Origin of the sequence: Enterobacter sp. 22466 (genome assembly GCF_052044775.1) — a bacterium.
Lineage (GTDB): Bacteria > Pseudomonadota > Gammaproteobacteria > Enterobacterales > Enterobacteriaceae > Enterobacter > Enterobacter dissolvens.
The window spans coordinates 545,071-560,617 of record NZ_JBQENX010000001.1 but is presented as its reverse complement, the minus strand read 5'-3'; the positions used below and the strand labels follow the sequence as shown (position 1 = coordinate 560,617).

15 protein-coding genes are annotated in these 15,547 nt (G+C 57.9%); 5 read left to right on the top strand and 10 right to left on the bottom strand.

What is annotated here, in order from left to right; genetic code table 11:
- Positions 1-48: 48 nt before the first annotated feature.
- Together bioA and ACTJJI_RS02675 are read left to right on the top strand one after the other, a co-directional pair.
- Positions 49-1,356, top strand: coding sequence for an adenosylmethionine--8-amino-7-oxononanoate transaminase (gene bioA / locus ACTJJI_RS02680; protein ID WP_440652943.1), 1,308 nt, complete (start codon positions 49-51; stop codon positions 1,354-1,356).
- 48 nt (positions 1,357-1,404) lie between these two features.
- Positions 1,405-1,881 (top strand): kinase inhibitor, encoded by a 477-nt coding sequence (locus ACTJJI_RS02675; RefSeq protein ID WP_440652941.1) that lies wholly within the window; start codon positions 1,405-1,407, stop codon positions 1,879-1,881.
- 67 nt (positions 1,882-1,948) lie between these two features.
- On the opposite strand, the gene hutH is transcribed toward ACTJJI_RS02675, so the two are convergent.
- From hutH to hutI, 5 genes are all read right to left on the bottom strand, one after another.
- Entirely contained in the window at positions 1,949-3,469 is a 1,521-nt protein-coding gene (gene hutH / locus ACTJJI_RS02670; protein ID WP_236276191.1) for a histidine ammonia-lyase, read from the bottom strand.
- Complete coding sequence (gene hutU / locus ACTJJI_RS02665) at positions 3,466-5,154, bottom strand: urocanate hydratase (protein WP_014831137.1); 1,689 nt, start codon at positions 5,152-5,154, stop codon at positions 3,466-3,468. The genes hutH and hutU overlap by 4 nt, the downstream gene beginning before the upstream one ends.
- Positions 5,155-5,281: 127 nt before the next feature.
- Entirely contained in the window at positions 5,282-6,016 is a 735-nt protein-coding gene (locus ACTJJI_RS02660; protein ID WP_014831136.1) for a histidine utilization repressor, read from the bottom strand.
- A 19-nt stretch (positions 6,017-6,035) separates the two neighbouring features.
- Entirely contained in the window at positions 6,036-6,974 is a 939-nt protein-coding gene (gene hutG, locus ACTJJI_RS02655; protein WP_014831135.1) for a formimidoylglutamase, read from the bottom strand.
- On the bottom strand, positions 6,971-8,191 hold the full coding sequence (hutI, locus tag ACTJJI_RS02650; RefSeq protein WP_125364510.1) for an imidazolonepropionase: 1,221 nt from the start codon (positions 8,189-8,191) through the stop codon (positions 6,971-6,973). The genes hutG and hutI overlap by 4 nt, the downstream gene beginning before the upstream one ends.
- A 224-nt stretch (positions 8,192-8,415) precedes the next feature.
- Between hutI and ACTJJI_RS02645 the strand changes: the two genes are divergently transcribed.
- Positions 8,416-9,699 (top strand): putative acyl-CoA thioester hydrolase, encoded by a 1,284-nt coding sequence (locus ACTJJI_RS02645; RefSeq protein WP_014831133.1) that lies wholly within the window; start codon positions 8,416-8,418, stop codon positions 9,697-9,699.
- Between the two features lie 107 nt (positions 9,700-9,806).
- Here the strand turns inward: ACTJJI_RS02645 and pgl are convergent, their stop codons facing one another.
- Positions 9,807-10,802 carry a 6-phosphogluconolactonase gene (gene pgl, locus ACTJJI_RS02640; protein WP_038986076.1) on the bottom strand — a complete coding sequence of 332 codons (996 nt, stop codon included), beginning with the start codon at positions 10,800-10,802 and terminating at the stop codon, positions 9,807-9,809.
- Between the two features lie 140 nt (positions 10,803-10,942).
- Between pgl and ACTJJI_RS02635 the strand changes: the two genes are divergently transcribed.
- Positions 10,943-11,761, top strand: coding sequence for a pyridoxal phosphatase (locus ACTJJI_RS02635; RefSeq protein WP_046888721.1), 819 nt, complete (start codon positions 10,943-10,945; stop codon positions 11,759-11,761).
- Here ACTJJI_RS02635 and modC read toward each other — a convergent pair whose 3' ends face one another.
- The 4 genes from modC to ACTJJI_RS02615 form a co-directional block, all read right to left on the bottom strand.
- Positions 11,762-12,820: a molybdenum ABC transporter ATP-binding protein ModC gene (modC, locus tag ACTJJI_RS02630; RefSeq protein WP_014831130.1), complete on the bottom strand. Its 1,059-nt coding sequence runs from the start codon at positions 12,818-12,820 to the stop codon at positions 11,762-11,764.
- Between the two features lie 2 nt (positions 12,821-12,822).
- Positions 12,823-13,512 (bottom strand): molybdate ABC transporter permease subunit, encoded by a 690-nt coding sequence (gene modB, locus ACTJJI_RS02625; RefSeq protein ID WP_013097514.1) that lies wholly within the window; start codon positions 13,510-13,512, stop codon positions 12,823-12,825.
- Complete coding sequence (modA, locus tag ACTJJI_RS02620; RefSeq protein ID WP_014831129.1) at positions 13,509-14,285, bottom strand: molybdate ABC transporter substrate-binding protein; 777 nt, start codon at positions 14,283-14,285, stop codon at positions 13,509-13,511. Before modA ends, modB begins: the two co-directional genes overlap by 4 nt.
- A gap of 178 nt (positions 14,286-14,463) precedes the next feature.
- Positions 14,464-14,613: an AcrZ family multidrug efflux pump-associated protein gene (locus tag ACTJJI_RS02615; RefSeq protein ID WP_013097516.1), complete on the bottom strand. Its 150-nt coding sequence runs from the start codon at positions 14,611-14,613 to the stop codon at positions 14,464-14,466.
- Positions 14,614-14,742: 129 nt separating this feature from the next.
- Between ACTJJI_RS02615 and modE the strand changes: the two genes are divergently transcribed.
- Positions 14,743-15,531: a molybdenum-dependent transcriptional regulator gene (modE, locus tag ACTJJI_RS02610; protein WP_050859869.1), complete on the top strand. Its 789-nt coding sequence runs from the start codon at positions 14,743-14,745 to the stop codon at positions 15,529-15,531.
- Positions 15,532-15,547 lie beyond the last annotated feature (16 nt).

Genomic DNA, 15,547 nt, shown 5'->3' with positions numbered 1-15,547 from the left:
TGTTAATTTTCGGTTCGGTTTATACTCGTAAACCTAAAACTTTTCAAAATGGTTTACAAGTCGATTATGACCCAGGACGATCTCGCCTTCGACCAGCAGCATATCTGGCACCCTTACACCTCCATGACCCGCCCGCTTCCGGTCTACCCGGTGGCCTCGGCCCACGGCTGCGAACTGCAGCTTGCCAGCGGTGAGACGCTGGTTGACGGTATGTCCTCCTGGTGGGCGGCCATTCACGGGTACAACCATCCGCGTCTGAATGCCGCGATGAAAGCGCAGATTGACCAGATGTCACACGTGATGTTTGGCGGCATTACCCATCAACCGGCGGTTGATCTCTGCCGTCGTCTGGTGGCGATGACGCCCGATGCGCTGGAGTGCGTGTTCCTTGCCGACTCCGGCTCGGTGGCGGTGGAAGTGGCGATGAAAATGGCACTGCAGTACTGGCATGCCAGGGGGGGATCCCGTCAGCGGTTCCTGACCTTCCGCAACGGCTACCATGGCGATACCTTTGGCGCGATGTCGGTGTGCGATCCGGATAACTCCATGCACAGCCTGTGGAAGGGGTATCTGCCGGAAAACCTGTTTGCCCCGGCCCCGCAGAGCCGTTTCGACGGTGAGTGGAATGAAATGGACATGGTCGGCTTTGCGCGGCTGATGGCCGCCCACCGCCATGAGATTGCCGCCGTGATCCTCGAACCGATTGTTCAGGGTGCTGGTGGGATGCGCATGTACCATCCCGAGTGGTTAAAACGCATTCGTAAAATGTGTGACCGCGAGGGCATTCTGCTGATTGCCGATGAGATCGCCACCGGGTTTGGCCGCACGGGTAAGCTGTTTGCCTGCGAACATGCGGATATCACACCGGATATCCTGTGCCTGGGGAAAGCGCTGACCGGCGGCACCATGACGCTCTCCGCCACCCTCACTACCCGCCAGGTGGCCGACACCATCAGCAACGGCGAAGCAGGATGCTTTATGCATGGCCCGACCTTTATGGGCAATCCGCTGGCCTGCGCGGTGGCAAACGAAAGTCTCGCGATCCTGCAAAACGGCGAGTGGCAAACGCAGGTGGCGGCGATTGAGGCGCAGTTGAAAGAAGAGCTGAGCGCCGCCTCGGGGGCGAATTTCGTGGCGGACGTGCGCGTGCTGGGTGCCATCGGCGTGATTGAGACCACCCATCCGGTGAATATGGCGGCGCTGCAGCGTTTCTTTGTACAGCGGGGTGTCTGGGTGCGGCCTTTCGGCAAGCTTATCTACCTGATGCCACCGTATATCATCACGGCTGAACAGCTACGCACGTTAATCGCCGCGGTAGTTGAAGCCGTTAACATTCCGGCGCATTTCACGATTTGACCCTATGCGTTACACTTCCTGAACGAGTGAATAACGAGGGCAAACCGTATGAAAATCATCAGTAAAGATCTGCGCGACGGCGAAAAACTGCCTGAGCGCCACGTCTTCAACGGCATGGGGTATCAGGGAGATAATATCTCTCCGCACCTGGCGTGGGACGATGTACCGGCGGGCACCAAAAGCTTTGTGGTCACCTGCTACGACCCGGATGCGCCAACCGGCTCCGGCTGGTGGCACTGGATTGTGGCCAACCTGCCTGCCGATACGCGCGTCCTGCCGCAGGGTTCCGGCTCCGACCTGGTCGCCCTGCCGGAAGGTGCCATTCAGACGCGCACCGATTTTGGTAAAGCCGGTTACGGTGGCGCCGCGCCACCAAAAGGAGAAACGCACCGCTATATCTTCACGGTGCACGCGCTGGATGTAGAGAAGATTGAGGTCGACGAAGGGGCGAGCGGCGCGATGGTAGGGTTTAACATGCATTTCCATTCGCTGGGGAGCGCGTCGATTACGGCGATGTATTCGTAATCGTGCGGGCTGATGCCCTCACCCCCGCCCTCTCCCACAGGGAGAGGGTTAGGGTGAGGGCAAAATATCACAACACCGGCGGCAACAACCCCACCAGACGCCCTTCTTCCAGAAGCTGCATCGCCTTATCAATATCCGGCGCAAAGAAGCGGTCATCATCGTAATGCGATACGTGCTCACGCAGCACATGACGTGCCTGCTCCAGCAGCGGGCTGGACTTCAGCCCTTCACGCAGATCGATCCCCTGACACGCCGCCAGCCATTCCACCGCCAGCACGCCACGGGTATTGGCGGCCATCTCCCACAGACGACGCCCGGCAGCCGGCGCCATCGAGACGTGATCTTCCTGGTTGGCAGAGGTTGGCAGGCTGTCCACGCTGTGCGGGTGCGACAGCGCTTTGTTTTCACTCGCCAGCGCTGCGGCCGTCACCTGGGCAATCATAAAGCCTGAATTCACCCCGCCGTTGCGCACCAGGAACGGTGGCAGCTGGGACATATGCTTATCCATCATCAGCGCAATTCGCCGCTCGGACAAGGCGCCCACTTCGGCAATCGCCAGCGCGATGTTATCCGCCGCCATCGCCACGGGCTCGGCGTGGAAGTTACCACCGGAGACCACCTCGTTTTCCTGGGCGAACACCAGCGGGTTATCGGACACCGCGTTGGCTTCCACCAGCAGCACTTCTGCGGCCTGGCGCAGCTGCGTCAGACACGCGCCCATCACCTGGGGCTGACAGCGCAGCGAGTACGGATCCTGTACCTTGTCGCAGTTATGGTGCGAATCAGCAATCTCACTGGTCTCCGTCAACAGATGGCGATACATCGCGGCAGCGTCAATCTGCCCGCGCTGGCCGCGTACGTCATGAATACGCGCGTCAAACGGACGACGCGAGCCCAGCACCGCCTCCGTGGTCAGCGCACCGCACACCACGGCCGAGGCGAACAGATCTTCGGCTTCAAACAGACCACGCAGCGCAAAGGCCGTGGAGGCCTGCGTGCCGTTAAGCAGCGCCAGCCCCTCTTTTGCCGCAAGGGTGATTGGCGCTAGCCCGGCCTTTTTCAGCGCCTCTTTTGCCGGGAGCCACTCTCCCTGCCAGCGCGCCTGGCCTTCCCCCAGCAACAGCAGTGACATATGCGCCAGCGGGGCGAGATCGCCAGAGGCGCCAACAGAGCCTTTGGCGGGGATCCACGGATAGACTTCCGCGTTCACCAGCGCTATCAGGGCCTGGATCACGCTCAGACGAATGCCGGAGAAGCCGCGCGCCAGACTGTTAATTTTGAGCACCATCATCAGACGGACAATCTCGTCGTCCAGCGGCTGGCCAACGCCTGCGGCGTGGGAAAGCACCAGCGAACGCTGGAGATTTTCCAGATCGTGCGTGGCAATGCGCGTCTGCGCCAGCAGACCAAAACCGGTGTTGATACCGTAGGCGGTACGCCCCTCAGCAATGATGGCTTCAACGCAGGCCACGCTGTCGTTAATGGCGGCATGGGCGCTTTCATCCAGCGAGAGCGTGACCGGCTGACGCCAGACGCTTCGCAGCTGTTTGAGCGTCAGTGAGCCGGGAGTGAGTGTTAACGCGTTCATTCATGCTTTCCTTGTGTGGCAGGGATCATCGGCAGGTTCAGTCCCTGCTCTGTGGCACATTCAATGGCAATCTCGTAACCCGCATCCGCGTGACGCATCACGCCGGTTGCCGGGTCGTTGTGCAGCACGCGTGCGATACGCGCGGCGGCTTCATCCGTTCCGTCACAGACGATAACCATCCCGGAATGCTGGGAGAAGCCCATTCCCACGCCGCCACCGTGGTGCAGCGATACCCAGGTCGCGCCGCTGGCGGTGTTGAGTAAGGCATTCAGCAGCGGCCAGTCGGAGACCGCGTCTGAGCCGTCGCGCATGGCTTCGGTTTCGCGGTTCGGGCTGGCGACGGAGCCAGAATCCAGATGGTCGCGACCAATCACAATCGGGGCAGACACTTCGCCACTGCGCACCATTTCGTTAAAAGCCAGACCCAGCTTTTGCCGCCACGCCAGCCCAACCCAGCAGATACGCGCCGGCAAGCCCTGGAAGTTAATGCGCTCGCGGGCCATATCCAGCCAGTGGTGCAGGTGTTCGTCATCCGCGACAATCTCCTTCACTTTGGCATCGGTTTTGTAGATATCTTCCGGGTCGCCGGACAGGGCTACCCAGCGGAAAGGACCGATACCGCGACAGAACAGCGGACGAATATAGGCAGGAACAAATCCCGGGAAATCAAAGGCGTTATTTACGCCCATCTCTTTTGCCATCTGGCGGATGTTGTTGCCGTAATCGAAGGTCGGAATGCCCATCTCGCTGAACGCCAGCATGGCGGATACATGCTCTGCCATTGAACGCTTAGCGGCCAGTACCGTGCCTTCAGGATCGGTTTCTGCTTTTTGCTGGTAGGCTTCCCACGTCCAGCCTTTTGGCAGATAACCGTGCAGCGGATCGTGGGCGCTGGTCTGGTCGGTGACGAGATCGGGACGCACGCCGCGGGCCACCAGTTCCGGCAGGATCTCTGCCGCGTTGCCGCACAACGCTATAGACACCGCTTTACCTTCCGCAGTGTATTTTTTGATACGCGCCAGCGCGTCATCGAGGCTGTCGGCCTGTTCGTCAACATAGCGTGTACGCAGACGGAAATCGATGCGGCTCTGCTGGCATTCGATGTTCAGCGAGCAGGCGCCAGCCAGCGTCGCGGCCAGCGGCTGCGCACCGCCCATGCCACCCAGCCCCGCGGTCAGTACCCAGCGGCCTTTCAGCGAGCCGTTGTAGTGTTGACGACCGGCTTCGACGAAGGTTTCATAGGTACCCTGCACAATCCCCTGGCTGCCAATATAGATCCAGCTACCCGCGGTCATCTGGCCATACATCGCCAGCCCTTTGGCATCCAGTTCGTTAAAGTGTTCCCAGGTCGCCCAGTGTGGGACCAGGTTGGAGTTGGCAATCAACACGCGCGGCGCGTTTTTGTGGGTTTTAAACACGCCGACCGGCTTGCCGGATTGCACCAGCAGGGTTTCGTCGTGTTCCAGTTCGGTCAGGGCCTTAACAATGGCGTCATAGCACTCCCAGTTGCGCGCGGCGCGGCCAATGCCGCCGTACACCACCAGCTCGTGGGGATTTTCCGCAACCTCAGGATCAAGGTTGTTCATCAACATGCGCAGTGGTGCTTCGGTGAGCCAGCTTTTGGCGGTAAGGGTGGTGCCGCGCGCGGCGCGGACATCCTGCTGACGGTATTTACCTGACGACATTGTGTGCTCCTCATACGGGACAGATGATGCATTTAGATATACTTGTATAGACAAGCACACACAAGGTCGGATTTAACAAAAAAGATACAATTTTGTTATATTGCGTTAGCTATCACGCTTTTAAAACTTATGACATAAAGTGGCCCTGCAACCGATAGCGGCTACCGGGGAACAGCAGTCTTGCATGCGACACAATCTGCGTGGATGACCAGGTGCGACGGCGGATCAGCAGGCAGGGATCGTGCTCTTTGATACGCAGCAGCTCGCACTCCTGCGGCGTCGCGCGCACCGCTTCCACAATATGCTCCCCTTCCGTCAGCGGTGCGACAAGCGAGAGAAAGGCATGCGGCGTGGTTTGGGTGTAATCCTGGTCCAGATAGTCCGGTATCCGTTCGGCGTTTACGCAGCGATCCTCAATCTGCACCGGCACGTCATTTTCGAAATGCACCATTACGGAATGGAAGATCCGGGTCCCCTCCTTGACGTTCAGTACCGCAGCCTGCTCGGCGCTGGCCTGCGTCTCTTCAAGCACCAGCACTTCGCAGTGGTGCTGATGGTTTCGCGACGCTATCTCGTCCGCAATGCTGCGGATTTCAAACAGCGCCGATTGTCCTTTCGGCTCCGCCACAAACGTCCCGACCCCCTGCAGACGCACCAGCAGGCCTTCGTCGGTTAGCTCGCGTAACGCCCGGTTGATGGTCATCCGGCTAAAGCCAAACTGCGCCACCAGATCGGCTTCAGAGGGAATGCGGTCATGCGGCCGCCAGACGCCGGTGGCGATTTTTTCGCTGATCGTCTGCTTCACCTTTTCGTAGAAAGGCGCGGGAGAGCCGGACGGCGGCTGAGGTGAGCGTGAGAACATCGTCACTCCTTAAATGTTGTTATGCCCACCAGTGAGCAATTTGCCAGGCCAGACGGGCGGCAAGCTTCGCCCCCTGTCCGTCCCGATCGTAGTGAGGGTTAAATTCTACCAGATCGGCGGCCTGCAGTTTTCCGCTACGGCAAATGCGCTCGATCGCGGGCAGGAGATCCCGCGCCGGGACGCCTAACGCAGCGGGGGCTGACACGGCGGGCATCTCGGCTGCGGGCAGAACGTCCAGATCAATGGTGAGGTAAACACGATCGGCCTGCGCCAGCACCTGTTCCAGCGCTGATAGCGCATCCCGGTGGAAATGCAGATCGTCCACCAGCGTGGCGTTAAGCCGTTCAGCCTCGTCAAACAGCGCCTGGGTGTTCGCCGCGCGGCTGACGCCAAAACAGGCGTACTGAAATTCCCGCGCGTGGTCAGCACAGTAGTTCGCCAGCTGACGAAACGGGGTGCCGGAGGTGGCCCGTTCAGCCTTGCGCAAATCAAGATGCGCATCCAGGTTGATGACCGCCACGCGCTCATTCGGGAACGCCTCAAGAATACCACGGCCGTGGGCCCAGGCGGTCTCGTGTCCGCCGCCCAACACCAGCGTACGCATGCCAGCCTGCTGACAGGTGACCACAGCATCGCTCAGTGCCTGTTGGCCCTCTTCCAGGTGGTCATCCTCAACGTAAACCGACCCCATGTCCACCAGCCGTTCGTGGCCGGAATGCGTTGCCATGTTCGCCAGCGCCTTACGTAGCACGTCGGGAGCCTGCGCCGCACCCTGCCTGCCCTGATTACGCCTCACCCCTTCATCACAGGCAAAGCCTATCAGCGCAATCGCGGATGAAACCGGGGTAAATTGCGACGGCTGGCGTATGGTCTGAAAAATCCGTTTTGCGTTGCTGGCCTCGGCGCTGTCGTCTCGCCCCTGCCAGACCGTTTCGGCTACGGGCCGCCATAACGTCATACTGCCTCCCCACGGAAAATGCGTTGATACAGCGGATTGCGTCCCGGCTCGTAAACCATTTCTACCGGATGGTCTGCATCCCAGACGATAAAATCAGCCATGAAACCAGCCTTTAACTGCCCGTGCGTTGTGCCACGCCCCAGCGCCTGCGCGGCGTGCCGCGTGACGCCAGCCCAGGCCTCTTCAGGCGTCAGGCCAAACTGTACACAGGCCATGTTCATGGCCAGATGAATGCTCGCGAACGGGCTGGTGCCGGGGTTGTAATCTGTGGCGACCGCCATCGGTACGCCCTGCGCCCGGAGCTGTTCAACCGGTGGACGCTGACGCTCCTGAAGGAAATAGAACGCGCCGGGCAGCAGTACCGCGACCGTGCCGCTTTGCGCCATGGCCTGAACACCGTCCTCATCCAGGTATTCGATATGATCGGCAGATAACCCTTTAAATCGGCTGACCAGCGCCGCACCGCCCAGGTTAGAAAGTTGCTCCACGTGCCCTTTCACCGGAATACCCCGTGCGCTGGCGGCCAGGAAAAGCCGCTCGGTTTGCGCTGGCGTGAAGCCGACATTTTCACAAAACACATCCACGGCTTCGAACAGCCCTTTTTGCCACAGGTCAGGCATGATTTGCTCGCACACCAGGGTAAGGTACGCGTCTGGATCGTGGCGGTATTCCGCCGGAACCGCATGTGCCGCCAGCAGGGTTGGGCTGATCTCAACCGGATTACTCAGGCTGAGCTGGCATGCGACCTGCAGCATTTTCTCTTCAGCCGCGGCGTTAAGACCGTAGCCGGATTTGATTTCCAGGGTGGTCACCCCTTCATTCATTAACCGCTCCAGCCGCTGCTGCGCCAGTGTAAGCAACTTTTCCGGCGAACTGTCGCGGGTTGCCGAGACGGTGGCGTTAATTCCGCCCCCCTGTGCGCTGATGGTCTGATAGGAGACGCCGTTGAGACGCTGCTCCCACTCCGCCGCGCGATTGCCGCCAAACACAAGGTGGGTATGGCAGTCGATAAGACCCGGCGTGACCAGGCGTCCACCGAGATCGACGCATTTATCATGCCCGGAAGGGAGATCTGCTTCAGGAATGACGGCCAGAAGGGTTTGACCGCGCACCACAAGGGCATGATGCGCTTGCAGGCCATAAGATTCTTCACCAGGGACCATTGTCGCCAGTCGCGCATTTCGCCATATCACATCGTCGGGATGAAGTTGCAGCATAAGCCTTTCACTTGTCATGGGTTGTATAGACATTTATTTTCATCTGCTGGCTGCTGTCAACCGCCTTTATGAAAATGTTATTTATTTGTGACGACTTTCCCGCCCCCTGCGGGCGAAAAATGCAACTTTTCCCCTTTTTATCTTCCCGTTTCGCTCAACTTAGTATAAAAAAGCAGGCTATTTCGTCTATCTCGTTTAAGACTTGCATACCCAGGAGCTTCACCTTGAACATTTCCAGGATTTCCCGTCTGGCGTTGGCACTCGCCTTTGGCGTGACATTATCCGCATGCAGTTCAACGCCACCGGATCAGCGACCTTCTGAGCAGGTCGCGCCAGGCACCGCATCCCGTCCGATTTTGTCCGCTGATGAAGCGAAAAACTTCGATCGCGCGCACTACTTCTCCGCGATGGATCCAAACGCAGCACCGTGGACGCCGTCTTCTATTAACCTGCCGAAGCAGCCAAACTTTGTTGTGGGTCCGGCAGGCGCGCAGGGCGTGACGCACACCTCTATTCAGGCTGCGGTGGACGCTGCCATCACCAAACACAGCGCATCTCGCCAGTACATCGCGATCATGCCAGGTGAATATGAAGGTACCGTTTACGTTCCGGCAGCACCAGGCAGCATCACCCTTTACGGTCTGGGTGAAAAAGCCATCGACGTTAAAATTGGTCTGGCGATTGATTCCGAAATCGACAGCACTACCTGGCGTCACCTGGTCAACCCGGCGGGTAAATACATGCCGGGCAAACCGGCCTGGTATATGTTTGATAACTGCCAGAGCAAGCGTTCCGCCACCATTGGCGTGATGTGCTCTGCGGTCGTCTGGTCTCAGAACAACGGTCTGCAGCTGCAGAACCTGACCATTCAGAACACCCTGGGCGACAGCGTTGATGCGGGTAACCACCAGGCCGTGGCGCTGCGTAGCGATGGCGACAAGGTGCAGCTCAATAACGTGAACATTCTGGGTCGTCAGAACACCTTCTTCGTGACCAACAGCGGTGTACAGAACACCCTGCAGAATAACCGTCTGACCCGTACGCTGGTGACCAACAGCTACATCGAAGGTGACGTGGATCTGGTCTCCGGTCGTGGCGCGGTGGTATTTGATAACACCGATTTCCGCGTCGTGAACTCACGTACCCAGCAGGAAGGTTATGTCTTTGCGCCAGCGACACAGTCAAACCTGTTCTACGGCTTCCTCGCCGTCAACAGCCGCTTCAACGCCGCCGGTGACGGCGTGGCGCAGCTGGGTCGCTCCCTGGATGTGGACTCTGCAACCAACGGCCAGGTCGTGATCCGTGACAGCGTTATCAACGAAGGTTTCAACATGGCAAAACCATGGGGTGATGCCGCCATCTCCAAACGTCCGTTCTCCGGCAATACCGGTTCTGTGGACGATAAAGGAAACGTGCAGCGCAACCTGAACGACGCTAACTTCAACCGCATGTGGGAATACAACAATCGCGGTCTGGGTAGCAAAGTGGTTGCTGAGCCGAAGCAGTAATCTGTTTTGCCGGGTGGCGGCTTCGCCTTACCCGGCCTGTCCGTTAATGAAATACTACCGGGCATAAAAAAACCTCGCATTCGCGAGGTTTTTTTGTTTTTAGCCACTTAGTGAGCGTTAACCACTACCCACATTGGCCCCTGGCCTACCGCATAGCGCCCTTTCTCTTCCAGCAGGCCCTGCTCACCTTTGATTTCGTACAGGGCGATGTGGTGAGACTTCTGCCCCGCTGCAATCAGGTATTTACCGCTGTGATCGATATTAAAGCCACGCGGCTGCGTTTCCGTCGGCTGGAAGCCTTCCACTGCCAGCACGCTGCCGTCTTCCGAAACGCTAAAGATGGTGATCAGGCTGGAAGTACGGTCACAGGCGTAGAGATGGCGACCATCCGGCGTAATATGAATATCCGCCGCCCAGCGGGTGTCGGAGAAATCAGCCGGCATCATATCCAGCGTCTGCACGCACTCAATCTGGCCGTTAGGATCTTTCAGTTCCCAGACATCCACCGAGCTGTTCAGCTCGTTCACCACGTAGGCGTACTGCTGATTCGGATGGAAGACCATATGACGTGGACCCGCACCTTCAACGGTCGTCACTTCTGCCGGATTCTGCGCCACCAGGTGACCATCGTCGCTCAGGGTAAACAGGCAGATTCGATCCTGCTTCAGCGCCGGTACCCACAGCGTGCGGTTGTCCGGAGAGATATTTGCCGAGTGGCAACCTTCCAGCCCTTCCACCACATCCACGGTGTCGACCGGAATGCCCTCTTCCAGACGCGTCACACTGACACAGCCCGCGTTATAGGAGCCGCTGAAAACAAAGTTGCCCTTGCGATCGGTTGAGATGTGGGTTGGGCTACCCGGCAATGGCGCCTCCGCAGTGTAAGTCAGCGCGCCGTCATCCGGAGAGATGCGGTAGGCCAGCACGCGAAACTCCGGGCGCACACCCACGTACAAGAAACGTTTATCCGGACTGATCGCCATTGGCTGTACCTGACCTGGCACATCAACAACCTGCACCAGCGTGAGGGTCCCCTCGGCATTTAAACGCCAGACGTGGATCTGCTGGCTTTCAGGACTGGCGGTATAAACGGTTTGTTTCATGAATATTCACTCCTCACTGCGCATGAAAGTAGTTAACTTTTGACGGTGAATGCTGAATTGTCGACGGGAGTTTTGACGCGTTCGCCTCTCGGTGTACCATCCCATCAGATCGTAAATTCAATATTAACCCGGAAAAACAAATGACCTCGCGTGTGATTGCTCTGGATTTAGACGGTACCTTACTGACGCCGCAAAAAACCCTTCTCCCCTCCTCCCTTGAAGCGCTTAAACGCGCGCAGGAAGTGGGATATCAACTCCTTATCGTAACGGGTCGACATCACGTTGCCATTCACCCTTTTTATCAGGCACTGGCGTTAGATACACCTGCAATTTGTTGTAATGGCACTTATTTGTATGATTATCAGGCAAAAAAGGTTTTAGAATCCGACCCGCTGCCGGTTCCCCAGGCCCTGCAATTAATTGATCTGCTGGATGAACATGCCATCCACGGCCTGATGTATGTCGATAATGCGATGGTCTATGAGCGCCCAACTGGCCACGTTATCCGCACCACCAACTGGGCTCAGTCTCTGCCAGAAGCGCAGCGTCCGGTCTTTACCCAGGTCTCCTCCCTGCGCCAGGCGGCTCAGGATGTGGAAGCTATCTGGAAATTCGCGTTGACCGATGAAGATACCACCAAACTGAATACCTTCGCGAAACACGTTGAACAGGCGCTGGGTCTGGAGTGTGAATGGTCCTGGCATGACCAGGTGGATATCGCCCGCAAAGGCAACAGCAAAGGCAAGCGCCTGACGCAGTTCGTGGAGTCTCAGGGGGGGTCAATGCAGGATGTGATCGCCTTTGGCGATAACTACAACGACATCAGCATGCTGGAAGCCGCCGGAACGGGCGTGGCAATGGGCAATGCCGATGACGCGGTGAAAGCGCGCGCTAACGTGGTGATTGGCGATAACACCACCGACAGCATCGCGCAGTACATTTATACCCACCTGCTGTAATCAGGTGGTAATGGAAACGCTCTTGATTTGCGCGTAAAGCCACAGGCCAGGTTTGATCCCTAACTCATCCCTGGCCCACGGGCTGATCCGTGCCCAGAGCGTCCTGCTCCCCACCTCAAGCTGCACCTCTACCTGACCGTTATCATCAAAACACTCGGCGACCTTCGCGCGCAGGATATTTCGGATACTGGTCTGCAGCGGAGGCTGTAAAACCAGAGAGACATCCGACGCCTGAATACGAATACGCAGCGCCGACTGCAGGGGCTTGTCGATTTTATTCACCCACAGGTGCTGGTCGCCCAACGCCAGGGCGGTCATCGCGTAATGCGGATGGTGCTCCAGCACGCTCACCTTCAGGATGCTGCTCTGCTGCTCCCGGGGCAGCCACGGGTGCATGACGCTACTGCCCCAGACCTCTTCAAGATTGCCAAACGCCTTTACGCTGCCGTTTTCCAGCACCAGTACGTTATCCGCCAGATGCAGAATTTCATCCAGGGAGTGACTGACGTACAGCATCGGGATCTTGATTTCACGCGCCAGGCGCTGGAGATACGGCAGGAGTTCACGTTTACGCGGAATATCCAGCGAGGCCAGCGGCTCATCAAGCAGCAGGAGTTCGGGGGCGGTGAGCAACGCGCGCCCTATCGCCACCCGCTGTTTCTCACCGCCAGAGAGCGAAGAAGGCAACCGGTCAAGCAGTGGCTCAATGCCCAGCAGCGCCACCAGCTTGTCAAACTGCGCGGCCATGCTTTTGGCCATGCCGTAACGCAGATTCCCGCGCACGCTGTAGTGCGGGAATAACCGCGCATCCTGAAACACATAGCCAATGCGCCGTTTATCCGGCGTCAGGTAAATGTTGTTTTCAACGTCATTCAGGACGCGATCGTTCAGCACAATGCGCCCTGCCTGAGGGCGTGTCAGGCCACCGATCGCATTAATGAGCGAGGTTTTCCCGGCGCCGGAGACCCCAAAGATGGCGGTAATACCGGTGGCGGGCAGCGTCTCGTTCAGTGTAAGGGTGTGGTTTCCCAGCGTCTGGGTGAAATGGAGTTCCAGCATAACTATTTCCCCATCCGCTCGCGGCTGAGTCGCGCCAGCCATTCAGAGACCAGCAGCGATATCAGCGCCAGCACAATTGAGATAACACACAGACGCGCCGCAGCACCTTCGCCACCCGGCGTCTGTATCAGCGTATACATGGCCGAAGGGATCGTCCGCGTTTCACCGGGGATGTTCGAAACAAAGGTAATGGTGGCACCGAATTCACCCAGCGAACGGGCAAAGGCCAGTACCGTACCGACAATAATGCCCGGCAGCGTGAGCGGTAACGTAATGGTGAAAAAGACGCGCCAGCGCCCGGCACCCAGCGTGCGGGCGGCCTGTTCCAGTTTGATATCCACCCCTTCCAGCGCCAGGCGGATAGCCCTCACCATCAGCGGAAATGACATCACCGCCGCGGCCAGCACCGCACCGCGCCAGCTAAAGGCAAAGGTCAGCCCGAACCAGTCGTACAGCCACTGGCCGATAAACCCGCGTCGCCCCATGGACACCAGCAGCAGATACCCCACCACCACGGGTGGCAACACCAGCGGAAGATGGAGAACGCTGTCAAGCAAGGCTTTGCCGGGAAACTTACAGCGCACCAGCAACCAGGCAAAGAAGATCCCAAAGGGCAAACTTAGCGCAACCGCCAGGGAAGAGACTTTCAGGCTCAGCAGTACAGCCTGCCATTCAGGATCGGTCAATATCATTCGTGAGTCGTAAATCCATAACGTTTAAAGATTGCGGACGCTTCCGGCCCCTTCAGGTACGCCTGGAAGGCCGTCACGGTCGCATTTTTATGTCCATCAACAATCGCAACAGGATATTCCACTTTTTTGTGGGCGTCTTCCGGGAACGTGCCAACCACTTTGACACCCTTGCTGGCAACGGCATCCGAGCCGTAGACAATGCCCAGCGGAGCCTCATGGCGTTCCACCAGCGCCAGCGCACCGCGTACGTCTTCCGCCGGCGCCAGATCTGAAGACAGTGTCTGCCACGCGCCCAGCTTCTGCAGGGCCTCTTTCGCGTAAATCCCAGCCGGTACATGGTCCGGATCGCCCACCGCCAGGCGGCCACCGTTCAGAAGACGCGTCCAGTGAGTCTCTTTGTTGATGGTGATGTCACCCTGCGGACTGGCTTTTGGCGCGACCACGACAAGGCTATTCCCCAGCAGCGTTTCGCGGGTTGTCGTATCCACGGCTTTCTTCTCAACCACGTAATCCATCCATTTCTGATCGGCAGAGATGAACAGATCGGCCGGTGCCCCCGCTTCTATCTGGCGCGCCAGTGTAGAAGAGGACGCAAAAGAGGAGACGACGTCGACGTTCTTCTCTTTTTTATACGCAGCGGCAATATCCTGCATCGCATTCGTCAGCGACGCCGCCGCAAAAACCGTGATTTTACCTTCGTCGGCCAGCGCGTGTCCGGTCAGCGAAAGTGCCAGCGTTGCCCCTGCGAAAAAGCGTAACCCTGTACGTGCCATCTGTAGCTCCTGTGCGTTTCGTTATATACGCAATAATATAACGACAACGCCGGAGAGATCCCAGCGTTAAATCGTACCGATCAAGAGGTACAATTACCGGATGCTTTAAATGATATCGGCGATGACGAAAAATACTTGAGAGCAAAACGCCCGGGCAAGCCGGGCGTTTTGTGGGGAATCAGTGCTGCTTTTTAGCGCGGTCTCTGTGACCAATGTTCGAAAAGACGTTGAACACTTCACCCAGGCCGTAGATGGCACCGAGGATGATGGCCATCACTACTGGTACCATGATCACGGCGAATACCAAACTTTTCAACAACTCTAACATGGTTTTCTCCAGATATTGTGGACGGCTTATTCTACCCTGAAAAGTAAGAAAAACATCCCCTTTTGTGCGGTGCCCTTTGCGCCCTGTGCCATTTGGTTCACAATAGCCCTTTTGTCAGGACACTCCGTTATGCAGGCTGAAATTCTCCTTACCCTACGACTTCAGCAGAAGCTTTTCGCCGATCCGCGACGTATCGCCCTGCTTAAACAAATAGAACAAACGGGTTCAATAAGCCAGGGGGCAAAAAACGCGGGCATTAGTTATAAAAGCGCCTGGGATGCGATCAACGACATGAATACCCTGAGCGAGCAGATGCTGGTTGAGCGAGCCACGGGCGGCAAAGGGGGCGGTGGCGCCGTGCTGACCCGCTACGGCCAGCGTCTGATTCAGCTTTATGACCTGCTGGCCCAGATCCAGCAGAAAGCGTTCGATGTGCTAAGTGACGATGATAACCTCCCGCTGGACAGCCTGTTAGCCGCCATTTCTCGCTTCTCACTCCAGACCAGCGCCCGCAACCAGTGGTTTGGCACGGTCACCGCACGCGATAACGGGCAGGTGCAGCAACATATCGAGATCCTGCTTGCCGACGGCACCACCCGCCTGAAGGCCGCCGTGACGACCCAAAGCGGAGAGCGTCTGGGGCTGGATGAAGGCAAGGAGGTACTGGTGTTGCTGAAAGCGCCGTGGGTCGCAGTGACGCGCGATGCCGAACGCGCCAAAGCGGCAGACAACCAGCTGCAGGGTACCATCCGCCATATCGAACGCGGCGAAGCGCAGTGTGAGGTGCTGATGACCCTGCCGGACGGACAGATGTTATGCGCGACGGTTGCCTTAAGCGAGGCGCAGGAATTAGAAGAAGGTGCTGTGGTTACCGCATATTTCAACGCAGACCGGGTGATTATCGCCACATTGTGCTAAGCGGATTGACAAGCGT